This is a genomic window from uncultured Sulfitobacter sp. (assembly GCF_947497275.1).
In the GTDB taxonomy this organism is placed as follows: Bacteria; Pseudomonadota; Alphaproteobacteria; order Rhodobacterales; family Rhodobacteraceae; genus Sulfitobacter.
This window is the reverse complement of sequence record NZ_CANMFS010000004.1, coordinates 301,586-318,937: the sequence shown is the minus strand read 5'-3', so window position 1 is coordinate 318,937 and position 17,352 is coordinate 301,586. Positions and strand designations below refer to the sequence as shown.

15 protein-coding genes are annotated in these 17,352 nt (G+C 60.3%); 5 read left to right on the top strand and 10 right to left on the bottom strand.

Features of this window, described 5'->3' with window-relative positions; genetic code table 11:
* Window positions 1–18 precede the first annotated feature (18 nt).
* Window positions 19–981: a hypothetical protein gene (locus Q1A06_RS10895; protein WP_299562948.1), complete on the top strand. Its 963-nt coding sequence runs from the start codon at window positions 19–21 to the stop codon at window positions 979–981.
* A 54-nt stretch (window positions 982–1,035) separates the two neighbouring features.
* Here the strand turns inward: Q1A06_RS10895 and trxA are convergent, their stop codons facing one another.
* From trxA to regB, 8 genes are all read right to left on the bottom strand, one after another.
* Window positions 1,036–1,356: a thioredoxin gene (gene trxA, locus Q1A06_RS10890; protein ID WP_299562946.1), complete on the bottom strand. Its 321-nt coding sequence runs from the start codon at window positions 1,354–1,356 to the stop codon at window positions 1,036–1,038.
* Window positions 1,357–1,389: 33 nt separating this feature from the next.
* A complete protein-coding gene (gene addA / locus Q1A06_RS10885; RefSeq protein WP_299562943.1) occupies window positions 1,390–4,788 on the bottom strand; it encodes a double-strand break repair helicase AddA in 3,399 nt (1,132 codons plus the stop codon).
* Complete coding sequence (addB, locus tag Q1A06_RS10880; RefSeq protein ID WP_299562940.1) at window positions 4,785–7,733, bottom strand: double-strand break repair protein AddB; 2,949 nt, start codon at window positions 7,731–7,733, stop codon at window positions 4,785–4,787. The genes addA and addB overlap by 4 nt, the downstream gene beginning before the upstream one ends.
* Window positions 7,726–8,388, bottom strand: a complete 663-nt coding sequence (locus tag Q1A06_RS10875) for a nucleotidyltransferase family protein (RefSeq protein ID WP_299563309.1) — start codon at window positions 8,386–8,388, stop codon at window positions 7,726–7,728. The genes addB and Q1A06_RS10875 overlap by 8 nt, the downstream gene beginning before the upstream one ends.
* A 14-nt stretch (window positions 8,389–8,402) precedes the next feature.
* Entirely contained in the window at window positions 8,403–9,413 is a 1,011-nt protein-coding gene (locus Q1A06_RS10870; RefSeq protein ID WP_299562937.1) for a phosphotransferase, read from the bottom strand.
* The gene (gene tsaE, locus Q1A06_RS10865; protein WP_299562934.1) at window positions 9,410–9,883 is read right to left on the bottom strand and encodes a tRNA (adenosine(37)-N6)-threonylcarbamoyltransferase complex ATPase subunit type 1 TsaE; all 474 of its coding nucleotides are present in this window, start codon (window positions 9,881–9,883) and stop codon (window positions 9,410–9,412) included. The genes Q1A06_RS10870 and tsaE overlap by 4 nt, the downstream gene beginning before the upstream one ends.
* Before the next feature lie 39 nt (window positions 9,884–9,922).
* Window positions 9,923–11,434 carry a PAS-domain containing protein gene (locus Q1A06_RS10860; RefSeq protein ID WP_299562931.1) on the bottom strand — a complete coding sequence of 504 codons (1,512 nt, stop codon included), beginning with the start codon at window positions 11,432–11,434 and terminating at the stop codon, window positions 9,923–9,925.
* A gap of 97 nt (window positions 11,435–11,531) precedes the next feature.
* Window positions 11,532–12,905, bottom strand: a complete 1,374-nt coding sequence (regB, locus tag Q1A06_RS10855; protein WP_299562928.1) for a sensor histidine kinase RegB — start codon at window positions 12,903–12,905, stop codon at window positions 11,532–11,534.
* A 104-nt stretch (window positions 12,906–13,009) separates the two neighbouring features.
* Here regB and Q1A06_RS10850 point away from each other — a divergent pair, with 104 nt between their 5' ends.
* A complete protein-coding gene (locus tag Q1A06_RS10850) occupies window positions 13,010–13,621 on the top strand; it encodes an SCO family protein (RefSeq protein ID WP_299562925.1) in 612 nt (203 codons plus the stop codon).
* A 57-nt stretch (window positions 13,622–13,678) separates the two neighbouring features.
* Window positions 13,679–14,233 carry an ActR/PrrA/RegA family redox response regulator transcription factor gene (locus tag Q1A06_RS10845; protein ID WP_299562922.1) on the top strand — a complete coding sequence of 185 codons (555 nt, stop codon included), beginning with the start codon at window positions 13,679–13,681 and terminating at the stop codon, window positions 14,231–14,233.
* Here the strand turns inward: Q1A06_RS10845 and Q1A06_RS10840 are convergent.
* Window positions 14,230–14,715, bottom strand: a complete 486-nt coding sequence (locus Q1A06_RS10840; RefSeq protein WP_299562919.1) for a GNAT family N-acetyltransferase — start codon at window positions 14,713–14,715, stop codon at window positions 14,230–14,232. The genes Q1A06_RS10845 and Q1A06_RS10840 overlap by 4 nt on opposite strands.
* Complete coding sequence (locus Q1A06_RS10835) at window positions 14,712–15,308, bottom strand: HD family hydrolase (protein ID WP_299562916.1); 597 nt, start codon at window positions 15,306–15,308, stop codon at window positions 14,712–14,714. Before Q1A06_RS10835 ends, Q1A06_RS10840 begins: the two co-directional genes overlap by 4 nt.
* Before the next feature lie 96 nt (window positions 15,309–15,404).
* Between Q1A06_RS10835 and Q1A06_RS10830 the strand changes: the two genes are divergently transcribed.
* Together Q1A06_RS10830 and ahcY are read left to right on the top strand one after the other, a co-directional pair.
* Window positions 15,405–15,710 (top strand): S-adenosyl-L-homocysteine hydrolase, encoded by a 306-nt coding sequence (locus tag Q1A06_RS10830; RefSeq protein ID WP_299562913.1) that lies wholly within the window; start codon window positions 15,405–15,407, stop codon window positions 15,708–15,710.
* Between the two features lie 85 nt (window positions 15,711–15,795).
* Window positions 15,796–17,187 carry an adenosylhomocysteinase gene (gene ahcY / locus Q1A06_RS10825; RefSeq protein WP_299562910.1) on the top strand — a complete coding sequence of 464 codons (1,392 nt, stop codon included), beginning with the start codon at window positions 15,796–15,798 and terminating at the stop codon, window positions 17,185–17,187.
* Window positions 17,188–17,352: the final 165 nt, after the last annotated feature.

Here is a 17,352-nt window from a genome sequence, read left to right as displayed (position 1 = left end):
TGTTACGGTCTATATGGCGTGGCGTCCGCAAAGGGACAAGGGCAGGCCTTGTTGCGTCCGGCGCTGGGCAGTAGCGTCGGCACGATGGATTACCCCGAAGACGTGACATTCTATATGGAGCCGGACCTGCGCGAGAGTGCCGCCGCGGGTAAGCACAACTTCATCGGCAAGGTCGCGTCTGTCCTGCAAAACGCCGGTATCAGGGTCACATACCGCGATTTCGGCGCACCGCATCGTGGCGGGTATTCGTTAAGCCATATGAAGGAGCCGCCGGATCCGCAGGGACTCGTTTTCCGGCGGGTGTACCACTATCCCTTTTGGCAGATCGAAAGATCCGCCGCGCGCTGGCAGTGGGATGTGGCGTGCGCGAATTTCGATGGCGAAGACATTGACCGCGCCGAGGCCGACCGGTTCTACACCTTCTGGCAAAAGCGGCTTTTCGGTGATCTGCCGCAGCGCACGTCGCGCAACGGTTTCATCTATATTCCGCTACAGGGCCGCATCACGCGCCACCGCAGTTTTCAGCACTGTAGCCCGATCCGGATGGTCGAGGCTTGCCTTGCAGCGGACGAGCGCCCCATTGTCGCGGCGCTTCACCCAAAAGAGCAATACAGCGCCGACGAACACGCGGCGCTGTATGAACTGGAAGCCGCACATCCGCGCTTGACCGTGCGTCAGGGTGGCATGGACGCACTGCTGCGGACCTGCGATTGCGTGGTGACGCAGAATTCGTCGGTCGCGTTCAATGGCTATTTCTTTCGCAAACCGGCTCTCCTGTTTGCCCGCGTGGATTTTCATCATATCGCGGTAAAAGCCGATCTTGCCGATCTCGCACGGAGCTTTGCGCTGCTGGATGCCAAGTGTCCCGACTATGCGGGGTATCTGCACTGGTTCTGGCAAAAAAAATGCATCAACGCGGGCCGACCCGATGCGGAAATGCGCATCGCGGCGCGATTTCGCCGTTTCGGTTGGCTGGAATAGAAAAAGGCGCCCCTCATTCGGGACGCCCTTGGTTCGTTCGCGGGTTCGCAGAACTCAGATCGAATCTTCAATCCAGCTTTGCAGTGCTGCCTTGGGCCGTGCACCCGCCATGTTCGAGACGACTTCACCGTCCTTGAAGATAAAGAGCGCCGGAATGCCGCGCACGCCCATCTGGGCAGGGGAATTCGGGTTCTCGTCGACGTTCACTTTGACGATCTTGACCTTGCCGTCCATCTCGGTGGACAGCTCTTCAAGCGACGGACCGATTTGTTTGCAAGGGCCACACCATTCGGCCCAGAAATCCACCACAACGGGGATGTCGGAATTTTTGACTTCGGCATCGAAGGTGGCGTCGGTGACTGCAACTGTGGCCATGATATTCTCCTGAGGGTGACTGTTGAAAGATACCTATGAACGCCGAGCGGCTGCGTCAAGGTAGCCTGTACGAAGCAAGGCGGAAGACACTGTTTCGTCGGGAAGCGGCATGAGCGATCCGTCGCGGGTCCAGAGGATCGCTGTCTCAATTCGACGGTCCGGATAAATTGCCCTGAGCGCGTGCGCATACGCGCCCATCTGCCGCAAAAGCCCTTCGGGGCAGCTGGCGGCGCTGTCCGGGACGGTGCGGTTGGTCTTGAAGTCGATGGCAAGGATGCGGTCGGGGGTTACGATCAACCGGTCGATCACTCCGTAGAGCGGATCATCGCCCAGTGATGCGGTCAGAGCCACCTCCGCCAACGTATCCGGCGCGAAGATGAACGAGAGGGAAGGGTCGTCCAGTACCGATAGCGTCTCTGCGATGGCCTCCGCAGCATGTGCCGGATCTGCAGTGCGCGACAGCTGCTCTGCAGCGTCGGGACGTTGACCGGGGGGAAGCGCACAAAGATGTTCCAGCAGGAGATGCACAAGGGAGCCGTAGGTTTTGGCTGCATCCTCGTCCAACCCACTCTCGCCGGGCAACGCCTTCGCCCCCTCCATATCGGAAGGTATCACCGTTTCGCGGCGTGGTGGCGGTGGGGGTGCAGGGCGCGTGAAAACAGGCTCCAATTCAGGCAAATCAACCGTCGGACGTGTTGCATCATCTCTTTCGGGTGCATCCCAGTCATGGGTTTGATAGCGCAATCCGCTTGCGGGCCCATCCTCGAACGGAACCGCGTTCAGGTGCTCCATCGCGGTCTCGACCATTTGATACCAATCGGTCTTCTGCGCCGAAAGCTTGCCCGCTGCCGCGACGATCAGCCATTTTTCCGCGCGCGTCATGGCGACATACAAAAGGCGTAACCGTTCCTGCGCCTGCGTTTCTTTCAAGGTGTCAAGACGTGCAGTCACAATCGTGGGGGCCTCGGCGGCCGTCGGCTTCCAGATCGGGACACCGTCCAGCGTGATGATGTCATCGCGCACCGTCTCCGCGCGCAGTCCGGTGTCGGGCAGGATGACGATTGGCGCCTCCAGCCCCTTTGCACCGTGTACCGACATCACCCTGATCTGGTCCGATGCACTGTCGATCTGGCGTTTGATCTCCAGGTCGTCGGCTTGCATCCATTCCAGGAAACCGGTCAGGCTGGGGATCGATGTCTGCTCATAGGCCAGCGCCTGCGTCAGAAGCGCGTCGATCCCGTCCTCCGCCTCTGTGCCCAGACGGGCAAGCAGGTTGCGCCGCCCTTCGTGCCGGGTCAGGATCCGTTCGATCAGGTCATAAGGGCGCAGAAAATCGATCTGCCCGCGCAGATCGCGCAGCATGCTCAGCGTTTCGGGATAGCGGTCGGTCTGGCTGCGCAGTGATTGCCACAGTTGCTTTTCCGTCCGGTGGTGGGCCAGCGTAAACAGTGCCTGCTCATCCCACCCAAACAGCGGAGAGCGCAGCGCAGTCGCCAGCGACAGGCTGTCATCCGGCGTGGCAAGAAACGACAGCAGGGCGCCAATGTCGCGCACGGCAAGCTCCGCACCGACCTTGAGCCGGTCCGCGCCCGCGATGGGCAGTTCTGCAGCCTTGCACGCGCGGATGATCTCGGAGAACAGGGCGGTGCGCCCCTGTACGAGGATCAGGAAATCGCCCGCCCGGATCCGGCGGCGGATCGTCTTCCGGTCCGGCCCTTCATCAGGGATATAATGCGCGCCCTCGATTAAATGCTTGATTTGTGAGGCAATTCGCTCGGCAAGGATGACCGTGTGATGCTGTGCGCTTTTGCGGTCCACGGGATCGGTCCAGTCTGGCTCCTCTTCGCCGCCGCCATTCGGTTCGATCCACGGCCAGAGATCGACGCGACCGGGCAAAAATTCTTTGAATGGCAAGTGGTTGAGGTGCGCGTCCAGGCGCGGCTCTGGTTCCGTATTGAACGTCTGATCGACCGCGCCGAGGATCGCTGCCGATGACCGGAACGAGTAATCGAGGCTTCGGCTCTGGAACTGAAGGTGCGCGCCTTCCAGTTTTTCCCGAAAGCTCTCGCGCTTGAGATCGAATTCGCGCGGGTCCGCGCCCTGAAAGGAATAGATCGACTGTTTCTTGTCACCGACGACAAAAAGCGTCCGGTCCTCGACCTCACGCGCGCCGGTGCCACTTGAAAACTCGTCCGTCAGCTTTTCGATAACGTCCCACTGGCGCGGCGACGTGTCCTGCGCCTCGTCGACGAGAATGTGATCAATGCCGCCGTCGATGCGGTAGAGCACCCAGGCCGCAACCTTCGGATCGTTAAGCAGCGCCCGCGCGCGCAAGATGAGATCGTCGAAATCGAGCCACCCGCGTTTTTGCTTTTCAGCCTCGTAGCGCGCGATAAAGCGGTCGGCAAACCGGTGCAGCGCACCCGTACGCGCCACGTTGATCGCCCGCATTTCCAGATCATGCGCCTGCGCGGTACGCTCCATCAGATCCTGAAACGCGAGCAGTGTCGTGCCCAGCGCATCCTGTGCCTTCTTTGTCGGCACGGATTTCAGCTTTGCTTCGGCTCGGAAAATGCCTTTGGTCTGAAACAGAAACTGTGTCTTGAGAGCAAGTAAATCCGCTTGTGTCGGCTGTATCACGTCGATTGTGGCAAGAGCATCAGCCATTTTCACCATCGTCGGGGATTGATCGCGCAGCACCTCGATCGCCTGCGGCAGCCAGCTTGCCACCGATTTATCGAGCACGAAACCGGGAAGATCCTTTGCATCGAAATCGGGCGGAAGATCGAACAGAGCAGCCAGGTCGGCGTTTTTGGCCGCCTCGGCGAACAATTCCCGTTTACCGGTGATAGATTGCATCAGGGACGTGAAGTCGCCGCCGGTGTAGTGTCTGGCAATATCGCTCACCAGCGCAGCATCCGGCCCGTCCGCCATCGCATCCAGTATCTCGGCCCGCAATAGCTCCGCCGCGCGGTCCTCGATCTCCTTGAACTGGGGGCTGACCCGCGCCTCCAGAGGAAAGCGGCGCAGCAGGGCCGCACAAAACGAGTGGATCGTCTGGATCTTGAGCCCGCCCGGCGTCTCGATGGCCTGCGCGAAAAGGGTGCGCGCCCGCTTCAATTCTGACGCGGCGATCTCATGCAGTACGCCAAGATCGCGCAGACTGGCGCGCAGGGCATCGTCCTCCATCATCGCCCATTCGCCCAGACGCTGGAACAGGCGGTTCTGCATCTCGGACGCAGCGGCCTTGGTGTAGGTCAGGCACAGGATCCGCTGGGGTTCGACCCCGGTCAGCAACAACCGCGCCACCCGATCTGTCAGAACGCGGGTCTTGCCCGATCCGGCATTCGCGCTGAGCCAGGTCGAAAGGTCGGGCCGTGCCGCTGCGATCTGTGCGCGGGTGGCGTCGTTCCAGTGCGGCAGATCGTTCATATCACGTCCTCCGGTGCGGCGGGGTCGGAATCATCCCATTCGCCGTATCGGGCAAGCTGGTCGTAGGTGCCGGCGAACTTGTCCTGCTCCATCATCCGGCGCGCGGTGAACCCCTGCGCGGGATCGAGGTACTGCGTGATAAGCGTGCGCAAATTCTCCAGAACTTCGCCGGGCGGCTCTTCGGTCAACGGCGCGGGCTCTTCCACCGGCGCGCTTCCCAAGCCGATGAAAGCGGCGTGCGAGACAAGCGCAGGCCCGATCGTTCTGAACGCACCCTGCTCGATCATGGCGGCTTCGATGAGCAATTGCTTGTCGAACAGACGCTGTTGTTTGGCGCTGGGCGGCTTGCCGGTCTTGTAATCATAAATCTGGATCGCGCCGTCGCGGTCGCGGTCCACCCTGTCGGCCTTGCACACCAGGGTGAAGTCAGGCGTGCCAAGGTTCAGATTGCCCCGCGCATCGTCCTCAAAGGCAATGGGGGATGCGTTTTGCAACCGTGCCCGTTCGGCGTCGACGAACCAGTCCGCGATCCGGGCAATTCCGGCAAGCCACATCGTCCGCGCCGCTGGCCACGGGGCGATCTCGTCAAGCACACGCTGCGCGGTTTCCATCAGATAAGCGGGGTTCAACCGGTCGCCATCGTCGATCACCGCCTTTACGAAGTCTTCCATGACCTGATGCACGACAATGCCGCGCAGCGGCGCGTCGGGAGACTGGACCAGAGCCGAAAGCGGACGAAGGCGCAGGCTGTGTCGCGCGTAGATCGCGTATGGGTCCCGGATCAGTGTCTTTATCTCAGTCACCGACAGTTTTCGGGGCCGCGCTGACACAGGCGGGCGCGGCGACGGACGCATTGCACCAGGCGTGCGCGCGACGGCTTCAAGCGCGCGCGCCTGCCCCAACCACCGGTCGCCGCGTGCGATCATCGCCGCCCATGCGGCAGTACCCCCTTGCCTCGGCAGCCCATTCATCAGGTTGCCCAACCGGTTGATCCATCGTGACGGCACCGTTTCGGCATCATCTGAGCGGATCGACCGGGTGATCCAGACTTCGCGCGCACAGACCGCCTGTTGATAATCATGGGCCGCCAGACCGACACGCCGCTCGGGCAGCAGAAGGCCCGCGTCGTTCCGCATTTTGCGGTTGAGCCACGGATCGGGTGCGGGCGCCTCAGGCCATGTGCCGTCATTCAGTCCGCCGAGGATCACCAGATCGGCGCCCTGAACGCGCGCCTCCATCGTACCCCAGATCATGATATCGGGGTGCGGTGCGTCCCGGTCGCGGACCTCGCCATTCGCCAACAGGGCACCGACCAGATCGGCATAGTCGGTGGCGGAAAGGGCCGTTCCGAAAGCAGCCTCGTTTTCGAGATCCTGCATTACGGACCTCGCTTTCTGGCCCGCGTTTTGTTGCCACAGTTCGTGGGCGTCGCCACCGTCAGGACCCGCGGCCAATTTTTCTGCAATTTCGAGGTGCAGGTGCACCCAATGGGTCAGCGGGCGCGGCGTATCGTCGTCCCGCGCCATCAGGGCCTGCGCGACCCACGCGGCCCAGCGCCCCATGCCTTCGTCATCGGGTGCCGCCGCTCTGCACAACGCTTCAAAGGCATCCGCCGTTGGATAAGGCATGCCGGCATCGCGAATGGCGGCTTCGGCGCGCTGTGTGTAGAGTTGATGCAGATTTCGGTTTACGCCGCTGTGGGTCAGCGGATGCTTCAGCAGGGTCAAAAGCGCCTCCGCATCCAGACGTCGCGGCAAAAGCGCCGCAACGTGGCGCAGAAAACGCCCCGGTGGTGACAGGTGCAGCGGGGTGCCGGCACTGTCGTCGGGCAGGATGTCCCAACGGCTCAGCGCCGAGGTGACGCGGCGGCTGAGCATCCGATCCGGCGTGATCAAGGCAGCGGTCTGGCCGGTCTCGGCGGCTTTGCGCAGCCGCAATGCGATCGCCAGAGCTTCCGCGCGCGGTGTTTCTGCCAGTACCAGCGTCAGATCTCCGGTGGCTTTCTCAAGGTTCTTAAGGCGCGGACCCTCGACGCGCCAGGCGTCGGTGACGGGGGCGGGGCGCAGCGATAGCGATATCAGCTTGTTGCGCGCGGGCGAGGGGGGGGCGCAGTCGTGCCACGGGATAACGGTGTTGGGAGAACTGCCCAGCGCCTCCATCAGCCGGAAAAACCGGTACTGCGGATGGTCCTCGGAAATCATCGGATCGTCCAGCGCGGCCCAGACATCGCCGGGCAGATCGAAATCGAACCCCGGCAGGACCAGCGCACCCTGAGGCAATCGTGCGACTGCCTCCATCAGAATCATCGTCGTGCCGCGTGAGCCAGTCGATCCAGCAAGGATGACCGGATGGTCGGGCGGATTTTCGGCCCACAATGCCGCGATGGCGCTGACCAACGTACGCTGGCGTGCTTCCTTGTCGGGTTCCGCTTCGGTCTGCTCAAGATAGAGTTGCACGATCTGGAGAAACTGTTTCGCCCGGTCCCAATGACCCGATTGATCCGACACATCGAGCGATGCAATCGCATCGGGGGCGACGCCTTCGCCCTGCATCTCGTCGATCAGCGCGGCAAGACTGTCGGCCAGATCATACAGCGAGGCGCGCGATGCCAGATCCGGCGATCGGTCAAGCAATCCCGCGATCAGTCCGATCAGTTCAAGCCTGCGCCGCAGCGGCGGAGCACCGTCGGGGACGATCACGCCGGGCGCCAGCGTGGCAAGATCCGTGACCAGCCGGATGCGCGGCAAAAGCAGCGCCGGACCCGCCTCGAACATCTTGCGCAGACGGCGGGCCATCCTTTCGGTGTTCACGATCAGATCGACACGCGCAAGTGCTTCGGGCGGCTGCCCCACGGTGCGGTTCATCAACCCGGCAACGAGCGCCTGCGGAAAATCAACGCCCGGAGGCAGGCCGAACACACGGGGGGACGTCTGCGCTTCAAACATCTTGGGCAATCAATTCCTCGGCTGTGGCGATGCCGCCCGGATGGCCGACGTCGCACCATCTTCCCGGGTAGGAAAGACCAAAGAGCGATCCCTTCGCAAGCATCTTGTCCCAGATCAGGTTGAGCGAAAAGGACCGTTCCGCGATTTCGTGCAAGAGTGCGGTCTTGATAATCTGGACACCCCCATAGACAAGGCCCGGCCCACGGCGCAGTCTGCCATCCTGTGCGATGCTGAAATCCCCTTGTCCGTCGTGTTCAAGCGCGCGCGCAACAGGCACGCCCATCAGCAGCGCATCCATGCGGTCGGGCCTCCATGCCGCGTGCAGGAGCGCCAGCGGGTTCGGCCCGCTCCAGATCGCATCGGTGTTCATCGTCATGACCGGATTGGTGCCAAGCAACGACAGCGCGTTGCGCAGGCCGCCCCCGGTGTCGAGGATATTCGGTGTTTCGCGCAACGTTTTGACGCCCCGTGGTTGCAGATATGCTTCCAACTGTTCCGGCAGATAGTGCAGGTTTGCGACGATTATCGGCGGGTCCGTTTCAGCAGCTAGATTGAGCGCGTGGCCGATCAGCGGGCGGCCTGCGACTTCGACCATCGGTTTCGGTCGATCGGCGGTGAGGTGCAGCATCCGTGTACCGAACCCCGCCGCGAACATCAGAACCGGGAAATCTACGTCGGACACTGGGACTTGAGCTTTGCCAGGATATCGGGGGTGGGTGCGGGAAGGGTTGCGCGGATATGGTTTGCGACCGGGGCAAGTGCCGGATGGGCCAGATTGCGTTCGACGAACTCCCAGACGCGGGGGATCAGGTCGATGTATCGCCCCTTGCCGTCTATCAGGCACAGCTTTGCGAACAGACCGACGATGCGCAGATTTCGCTGCACACCCAAAATCGCGTACGCCGCGCGAAAGCTGGCTTCATCCTGTGGGTTCTGTTCCAGATAGCGCGCAATCATGGCCTGCTCGATGTCGGGGTGTACGTCGCGGCGCGCGTCCTGAAGAATCGAGACGAGATCATATGCCGGATGTCCCGACATCGCGTCCTGAAAATCAAGCAGGCCGACCCGTGCGATGCCGGCGCGTTCCGGCAGCCACAACAGGTTCTCCGCGTGGTAATCACGCTGTACCAATACCTGCGGCATCGCCTCCAGCGGAGCAAGCAGGGCCGCCATCGCCAACTCGAACGTTGCTTTTGCGTCCGGGTCCGCCGCGCCGGTGATCCCGCGAAGATACCAATCGAAAGGCAGTGCGGCATAGGTCGTCATTATGGGCGTATCGTAGGGGTAAAGCTCCGGCGGCGGCACCGCGTGCAGTGCAGTCAGGACATCGACCGAGGCCTCGTAAAGCGGAACCTCCAGTGCAGGATCACGCGCAATCACGGTTTTATAAAGATCCTCACCCAGATCTTCGATCAGCAGCAATCCGTGCGCTTCGTCCTGCTCATAGATTTCGGGTGCGCTCAGCCCGACGGACCTGAGATGGTCCGCGATTCGGATGAAGGGCCGTATGCTATCGTTCTTGTCCGGTGCCGCATCCATGAGGATCCGTGTGCTGCCATCGGCGGCGCGCAGACGCTCGTAACGCCGGTTCGACGCATCACCTGCAATTGTCAGGCGCGTGGCATCCTGCCAGCCGGCGCGCGCGATGAAGTCGGTCAGAAGGGTCGCGCGATCGGTCATAAATTCCACTTTGCTAGTTTTGCGTCCCATTTGGGATCGGACCACGTCGCGGTCAGTGTGCGGCAAGCGTCAACATCTGTCGCCTCAAGCATGATGTCCAGCGCGTTGGGGGGGCGTAGATCGCCCAGGCGATCGGGCCATTCGATCAGGCAAATTGCATCTTCAAACGCGTCGATCAACCCCAACTCGTCAACTTCGGACGGATCTCCAACGCGGTAGAGATCGGCGTGCCAGATCTCGCCTTCTGGACTGTCGTACACCTGAACCAGCGTGAACGTCGGAGAGGGAACATCTTCGGGGTGGGCGATCAGCGATTGTATCAGCGCCCGCGCAAAATGCGTCTTGCCCGCGCCGACGTCACCGGACAGCAGCAGCGTATCCCCCGCACCCAGATGCGGGGCCAGCGCGCGCGCAAGGCGGCTGGTCTGGCTATCTGTCGACAGTGAGAAAAGACAGTGTCTTCGGTTCATGGCCGCAAACTATCGCGGGCGCAAAGGCGGCGAAAGGGGCTACTCCTCGCTCAGCCGCATATTTGGACGCGCCAGGGGCAGCGGGCCGCGCAGTTTCGAAAAGCGCACCATGGTCGAGCCCGATACAATCGGCTCGATCCGGCAGGTCATAGGCGACTTTCCCTTCAGGCAGACAGGCATGTCCCAGGCAACGCGCTCTCCCATGCTCAGCGCGCAGTCATGCAAATCGGGCCACATCGGGTTGGGTTCGGATTTTTGTTTCCAGAAGTCGATGGCATCGGAAATCGTCACTTCCACGAAACTGCTGCCCGGCTCATGACCCCACATGCGGTCATATTCCTTGTTTGAAAATGTAAGGATGCCGGCCTGCGAGAATACCGCGATACCATCGGGGAATGTGTCGATCAGGCATTGGCTCAATTCCATCTCCGCGCGGAAACTCCGGGTCATCGCGACTTCGGCACTGATGTCTTCGATCAGAAAAGCAATCGCCCCATCCGGATGCGGGCGGCCCTTTATCCGGTAGGTCTGCCCCCCTTCGAGGGACCAGGTTTCCTCGAAGCTGCCGTGTTCTGCCGCGCTGACAAGTTCGGCGATCCGCTGGCGCCACGAGCGATAATTCTTCGGCTCCGGCATTCTGCGGTTGTCGCGCAGCCGGTCAAAGAACGAGTCGATCGTCGGTTGCGGGCTGAGAAATGCGACCGGCAGTCCGGTCAGATCAATCAGGGCGGGGTTGAACAGTGCAAGCTGCCGGTTGCGGTTGAAAATGGCGAGTCCTATCGACAAATGAGCGAATGTCTTTGCAAGGGTCTGGACGAATGCGCGCTGTGCATCTTCAGCCGCAATCACCGCAGCAAGTGATTGCGCCTGATAGATTGCGCCATCGGGCACGGGATGGCGGGTCAGCCGGTACCATTCCGGAGTGGCGCTGTCGGTGACGTTGATGCTGATACGCTGCCCGTCGCGGGTCTTTTCCGCCTTTGCAAGGTCGAACAGGGGCTCGGTCTGGTTGGCCGAGACGGTGCCCCGGCGGGCACACAAGGTTTGATAGGCGTCGTTCGTCCACACGATGCGGTTTGATGTGTCCGTTTTCCAGACTGCGAGTGGAAGACAGCGGCTTATTTGTCGCAGTGTTTCAAGCTCTTCCGACCCTGTTTGCCGGGTTTCGGTCAGATCGCCAATCTTCCCGGCCGCCGCATCAAAGCTGACGCGCAGTTTGTCCGCGCATTTGCTGATCTGAATTTTCAACGCGCGGTCTCCCGCAACGCCCGCTTCGCGTATGACCGTCACGCCATCGGTGCAAACATCGGAGGAACAGGGAAAATCCGGAAACCGCTGGGACAGAATATCGCGCAGATCGTCCCAGTCATACAATCCGATCGCCACCGGCAAAACATCTAGCGCCGCATTCGAGGCATGATGCAGAATGCCTTTTTCAAACAGCAGTTCCGGTACCGAAGACGGTGCTGGCGGTGTCGGCACCGGAGCGGAGTGTGTCACCCACCATGCGCCCAAGAGTGTGGTCGGCAATACGATTGCCAGTAACATCATTACATCCAACAAAGAATCATCGCTCCGGCAGGTTTCTGGCTGTGCCGATATTTCAATTCCGTCGTTAACAAAGTGTTAATTTTCAACGCTGAGTAGATTAGAAGCGTGCATTGGCACGAATGGGCACCGCATGATCGCCGTCCTTCGCGTCGATCTTTCGGCGCGGCCAACGCACTTCGATGATCGCACCGATCTGACTGCTTGCCTCATCAGCCCCGTTCGCGAATCGCAGTTTGGCACCGGAGCGTTCAAGCAGGGTCTTCGCGATAAAAAGTCCCAACCCCATGCCTTCATACTCGGGCCTGCGCGGGTCGGTGCTTCGCTTTTTGCGCTGGCTCATGAACGGATCTCCGATGCGGCCCAGCAGGTGAGGCGGGAAACCGTTGCCGTCGTCGATGATCCGGACCGTGATCGTCTCTGCGGTCCACCGCGCTTCGATCCAGACCGAGGAATCGGCGAAATCCACCGCGTTCTGCACCAGATTCCGCAGCCCGTGGATGATTTCCGGCATCCGCAGGATCGAGGGTTGGTCCGTGGCGGCGCCATCTGCTGCGTTCAGGCTCACCAGAACGGTTTTGCCACGGTCCATATGCGGCTCGGCCGCGCTTTCGACGACGGTGATCAATGGGGCCTGCCGCATGTGAAGATCGTCCTTTCCTGCGCGGCCCATGTCGCGCAGGATATCGCGGCAGCGGTCGGCCTGGTCCCGGATCAGCTCTGCGTCCTCGCGCAGATCGGAATGATCCTTCAATTCATGCACCAGCTCCGCGCTTGCCAGCTTGATGGTCGCCAGAGGCGTTCCAAGCTCGTGAGCCGCCGCCGCGACCACACCGCCCAGATCGGTCAGTTTTTGTTCACGCGCCAGCGCCATCTGCGTGGCTGACAGCGCATCCGCCATCAGGTGGATTTCGGATGTAACGCGGCGCGAATAAGCGGAGGTAAAGACAACGGCGATGATCAATGCAATCCACTGACCGAAAATGAACAGTTGCGGAATGCGCAGAATATCACCTGTTTGGGTTTTCAGCGGCACGTTTGCGAAGGCCAGTATCGTCACGCTGATGATCGCGGCGCCGCCCAGAGCCAGCGTCGCCCGCAGGCTGAGCGCAGTGGCCGAGATCGTCACCGGCCCCAACAGCAGCAAGACGAACGGATTGTTCAATCCGCCCGTGAGGAACAAGAGAAAGCTGAGCTGCACAAGATCGAACATGACCATCGCCATATTCTGCCGCTCGGACAGACGCTTGTTTTCGGGAAAAATGAACGTCGCCACCAGATTTCCGATAACGGACACGCCGATCGTGAAATAGCACCATCCCATTTCAAGCTGTACGCCGAACAGCAGCGGCGTCACCGTGACTGCAAAGAACTGTCCCGCAATCGCGACCCAGCGCAGCACGATCATGGTCCGCAAGCGGATCCAATTGGCCCGCATCGGGCCGCCGAGGGGTCTGATTGTCTGCTGCGTCATCTGCGCGCCTCACCGGTTTGTGCTATTGCATCCTTTGAGATCTAGCGTAGGTCTGTGGCATATCTTCAACAAGAGCGCGAAATGACGCCGCGCAAGGAGTTCCCATGATCCGTAAAGCTGCAATCGCCGCCGTTGTCATCGCCGGTTCGGGACTGATCGCCATGACATTGCTGACACGCGATACCGGAGAGGACCAGTTCGCCGAATGTCGCGCAAGCCAAGTCGGTGGCGCGGATCTGGGTGGACCGTTCGAACTGGTAAACGGGCAGGGAGAGACGGTGACCAGTGCGGCGCTGATCACCGAGCCGACGCTGATCTATTTCGGCTACACGATGTGCCCCGACGTCTGCCCGCTGGACGTGGACCGCAACGCGGCGGCGGTCGAGATATTGGAAGAGCGGGGCCAGATCGTCACGCCAGTATTCATCTCCATCGACCCTGAACGGGACACGCCCGAAGTCGTGGGTGATTTTGCCGACGTGATGCATCCGCGCATGATCGGGCTGACAGGCACGCCCGAACAGGTTCAGGTCGCAAGCAAGGCCTACCGCACCTATTACAAGGCGCATCCCGAGGTTGACGGCGAATATCTCGTCGATCATTCGACTTTCAGCTATCTGGTCTTGCCCGACGTCGGGTTCGTCGATTTTTTCCGCCGCGAGCTGAGCCCCGAACAGCTGGCCGACAACATCGGCTGCTATGTGGACAAGATTTGACGCCAGTGAAAACAGCGCCATATTCAGCTTTGGATGATTTGAAGAGGCGGATAGGCGATGCCAGACGACAGCATGACAGATATCGGACCAGATAAATCGCTGCTCTTGCTCGATGATGACGAACCTTTTCTGCGCCGTCTGGCAAAAGCCATGGAAAAGCGCGGATTTGATGTCGAGATGGCCGGAAGCGTTGCTGCGGGGAGCGCAATCGCAACCGCGCGGCCCCCGGCCTACGCCGTCGTGGATCTGCGCCTTGAGGATGGCAACGGCCTTGATGTGGTCGAAATCCTTCGCGAAAAGCGGCCCGATGCGCGGGTGGTCGTACTGACCGGTTATGGCGCAATTGCGACGGCTGTGGCCGCAGTCAAGATCGGCGCGACGGATTACCTGTCGAAACCGGCCGACGCGGCCGATATCACCAATGCGCTTCTCGCCACCGGGGACGACCTTCCGCCGCCCCCCGAAAACCCGATGAGCGCGGATCGCGTGCGCTGGGAGCATATCCAGCGGGTATACGAACTGTGCGAGCGCAACGTATCCGAAACCGCGCGGCGGCTGAACATGCACCGGCGCACGTTGCAGCGTATTCTTGCCAAACGCAGCCCGCGCTAGACATCATAGCGTTTGCTGATCTTGTCGACGGTCATTCCGCTGTCGAGCGAAACCCCTTCGTCAATGGTCCATGTGCGAAACCCGCGACTTTGATAATAGGTCAGCCCGCCGTCGTTATCCGCGCGAATGGTTGCGTTGATCCATCTATACCCCAACGCCTTTGCGGCGGCAGAAGTGGCTTCGAATAACGCCGACCCGATGCCGAGGCCGGTATGTCCCACCTGCACGAACGTCGCAATATCACATGCCTCTTCGGGCAGTTTCTCATGCGGCGAGATCCATTGAAACCCGACAACACGCTCGTCTTCGTCGAGCGCCACGTGCCACGCGGCGCGGTCCGGAGTGGCGGACATCCAGTCGGCCAGATCGTCGCCCACGACCGGTCGAACCAATGCGGTGGTGCCGCCGATCTCGATGATTTCGTTCAGCAGTTTGGCCATGGATCGCGCATCAAGGCGGATCGCGGGCCGGACATTTATCATGGCATCGCTTTTATTAAGGTCGCATGGCGTGCGGTAAAATCATCGCGTACCTCGACGGGCGGGCGCAGGGTGATGGACAGACCAGTTTTCAAAGCAGGATCTGGTGTACCAAAAAACTTATCAGCCTCGCTAGTGGAAAAGCCGGCAATCTGTGTGGCCTCCATCCACGCACTGATGCGATCCGCCTTCTTGATCTGCCTTTTGACCGTCGCGGGCACCTTCGCGGGCAGGCCAAAGCGGATATGTATCGCCGCTTCGAGCCGTTCGTCCAAAGCACCGTATCCGGGTCCGACAGCTGCCTTCACGGGCGAAATCATATCGCCGATCACATATTCCGGCGCGTCATGCAGCAAGGCCGCCAGCCGCCATTTCACCGGTGCGGTTGGCGCGATGCGGCCGAAAATCTGCTCGACCAACAGCGAATGCTCTGCCACCGAATAGGCATAATCCCCCTTGGTCTGCCCGTTCCACCGCGCCACAAACGCCAACCCGTGCGCGATATCCTCGATCTCGACGTCTACCGGCGTTGGGTCCAGCAGATCGAGCCGCCGACCCGAAAGCATCCGCTGCCAGGCTCTGGGTGGTTTGGCCATTGATCGCTTCCTGTTTCGCAAGTCCGGATTTGGTTCCCGAAATAAATGCGGGAACATCTTGGTCTATTTGTCGTTTCTGCCCTGAAGGAGATGACGATGAAAACTGTACTGATCACATTTGCCACACTCGCCGCGCTCACGACAAGTGTTGCCGCACAACAAGTCTGTATGAGTGCCGCAGAGATGCAATCGTCGTTAATAGATTGGTACGGAGAACGTCCCGTCACTGGTCCGTCGCAGGACAACACGCGTTTGTGGGTGTCGGACGCAACCGGATCGTGGACGATGGTGAAAACCATGGCCGATGGCAACGCATGTGTCGAAGCACAGGGCGGCAACTGGACCGCCGGAATGGATGCGGAGCAGATGATGGCCACGATCGAGGCTCGAACCGAAGGCTGAGACACTTCACCCGCAGCGTTTGAATTGCGAGAACTGGCGGCGGGTGCTATGCGCGCTTCAGACGATTATTGAAGGAGCGCCAAGAATGGCCAATGACTATATCGTAAAAGACATTAGCCTTGCAGAGTACGGTCGCAAGGAACTTGATATCGCCGAAACCGAGATGCCGGGCCTGATGGCGCTCCGCGACGAGTACGGCGAAACCAAACCGCTGAAGGGCTCTCGGATTGTCGGGTCGCTGCATATGACGATTCAGACGGCCGTTCTGATTGAAACACTTGTGACACTCGGCGCCGACGTGCGCTGGGCATCGTGCAACATTTTTTCGACTCAGGATCACGCCGCAGCCGCGATCGCTGCGGGCGGAACACCTGTTTTTGCGGTCAAGGGTCAGACGCTGGTCGAGCACTGGGACTATCTTGACCGGTCTTTCCAGTTCGAGGATGGTCCGAACCTGATCCTTGATGATGGTGGGGACGCAACGCTTTATGTTCTGCTTGGGGCACGCGTCGAGAATGGCGAAGACGAGTTGATCGCGATCCCGAAATCGGAAGAAGAAGAAGCGGTTTTTGCTCAGATCAAGAAACGCATGAAAGAAACCCCGGGCTGGTTCACGAAGATGCGCGACCAGATCGTCGGCGTCTCCGAAGAAACGACGACCGGTGTGCATCGGCTCTATGATCTGGTAAAACAGGGCCAACTGCCGTTCCCTGCTATCAACGTGAACGACTCCGTTACGAAATCGAAATTCGACAACAAATACGGCTGTAAGGAATCGCTGGTCGACGGAATCCGACGTGCGACCGATACCATGATGGCTGGCAAGGTTGCTGTCGTGATGGGCTATGGCGATGTCGGCAAAGGCTCGGCCGCGTCCCTGCGCGGCGCAGGTGCACGCGTAAAGGTGACAGAGGTCGATCCGATTTGTGCGCTTCAGGCGGCAATGGATGGCTTTGAAGTCGTATTGCTCGAAGATGTGGTTGATACCGCAGACATCTTTATCACGACGACGGGCAACAAGGACGTGATCCGCATCGAGCATATGCGCGAGATGAAGGACATGGCCATTGTTGGCAACATTGGTCACTTCGACAATGAGATCCAGGTCGCGGCCCTGAAAAACCACAAGTGGACCAACATCAAGGAACAGGTGGATATGATCGAGATGCCATCCGGCAGCCGTCTTATCCTGCTGTCCGAAGGTCGTCTGCTCAACCTGGGAAACGCGACGGGGCACCCGTCGTTCGTAATGTCCGCGTCGTTCACCAATCAGGTGCTCGCGCAGATCGAACTTTGGACACGCGGCGACAACTACAAGAACGAGGTCTACATTCTGCCGAAGCACCTCGATGAAAAAGTCGCGCGCCTTCATCTCGACCGGATCGGTGTCAAGCTGTCCAAGCTCGATCCCGAGCAGGCGGCGTACATCGGCGTGTCGCCCGATGGCCCGTTCAAGCCAGAGCACTACCGGTATTAATTTTTCTCTGGGTACAACGATACGAAGTTGCCAAACACCGTCTGGTTCTACGCCGGGCGGTGTTTTTCGTGCTGAACCAAATCGAAAAATTCCTTTTGCGGCGCGTTTTTTGCAACTAGGCTTCCACCGAAGGCTGGCAAAAGGGCCCGCCGCAATCAAAAGGGG

What these genes read in the sequence shown, in the direction of transcription:
- Q1A06_RS10840 (WP_299562919.1), bottom strand. Translation starts at nt 14,715, where the DNA reads ATGATAAATGTCCGGCCCGCGATCCGCCTTGATGCGCGATCCATGGCC.
- ahcY (WP_299562910.1), top strand. Translation starts at nt 15,796, where the DNA reads ATGGCCAATGACTATATCGTAAAAGACATTAGCCTTGCAGAGTACGGT.
- Q1A06_RS10845 (WP_299562922.1), top strand. Translation starts at nt 13,679, where the DNA reads ATGCCAGACGACAGCATGACAGATATCGGACCAGATAAATCGCTGCTC.
- tsaE (WP_299562934.1), bottom strand. Translation starts at nt 9,883, where the DNA reads ATGAACCGAAGACACTGTCTTTTCTCACTGTCGACAGATAGCCAGACC.
- Q1A06_RS10830 (WP_299562913.1), top strand. Translation starts at nt 15,405, where the DNA reads ATGAAAACTGTACTGATCACATTTGCCACACTCGCCGCGCTCACGACA.
- Q1A06_RS10860 (WP_299562931.1), bottom strand. Translation starts at nt 11,434, where the DNA reads ATGATGTTACTGGCAATCGTATTGCCGACCACACTCTTGGGCGCATGG.
- addA (WP_299562943.1), bottom strand. Translation starts at nt 4,788, where the DNA reads ATGAACGATCTGCCGCACTGGAACGACGCCACCCGCGCACAGATCGCA.
- addB (WP_299562940.1), bottom strand. Translation starts at nt 7,733, where the DNA reads ATGTTTGAAGCGCAGACGTCCCCCCGTGTGTTCGGCCTGCCTCCGGGC.
- regB (WP_299562928.1), bottom strand. Translation starts at nt 12,905, where the DNA reads ATGACGCAGCAGACAATCAGACCCCTCGGCGGCCCGATGCGGGCCAAT.
- trxA (WP_299562946.1), bottom strand. Translation starts at nt 1,356, where the DNA reads ATGGCCACAGTTGCAGTCACCGACGCCACCTTCGATGCCGAAGTCAAA.
- Q1A06_RS10875 (WP_299563309.1), bottom strand. Translation starts at nt 8,388, where the DNA reads ATGTTCGCGGCGGGGTTCGGTACACGGATGCTGCACCTCACCGCCGAT.
- Q1A06_RS10870 (WP_299562937.1), bottom strand. Translation starts at nt 9,413, where the DNA reads ATGACCGATCGCGCGACCCTTCTGACCGACTTCATCGCGCGCGCCGGC.
- Q1A06_RS10850 (WP_299562925.1), top strand. Translation starts at nt 13,010, where the DNA reads ATGATCCGTAAAGCTGCAATCGCCGCCGTTGTCATCGCCGGTTCGGGA.
- Q1A06_RS10835 (WP_299562916.1), bottom strand. Translation starts at nt 15,308, where the DNA reads ATGGCCAAACCACCCAGAGCCTGGCAGCGGATGCTTTCGGGTCGGCGG.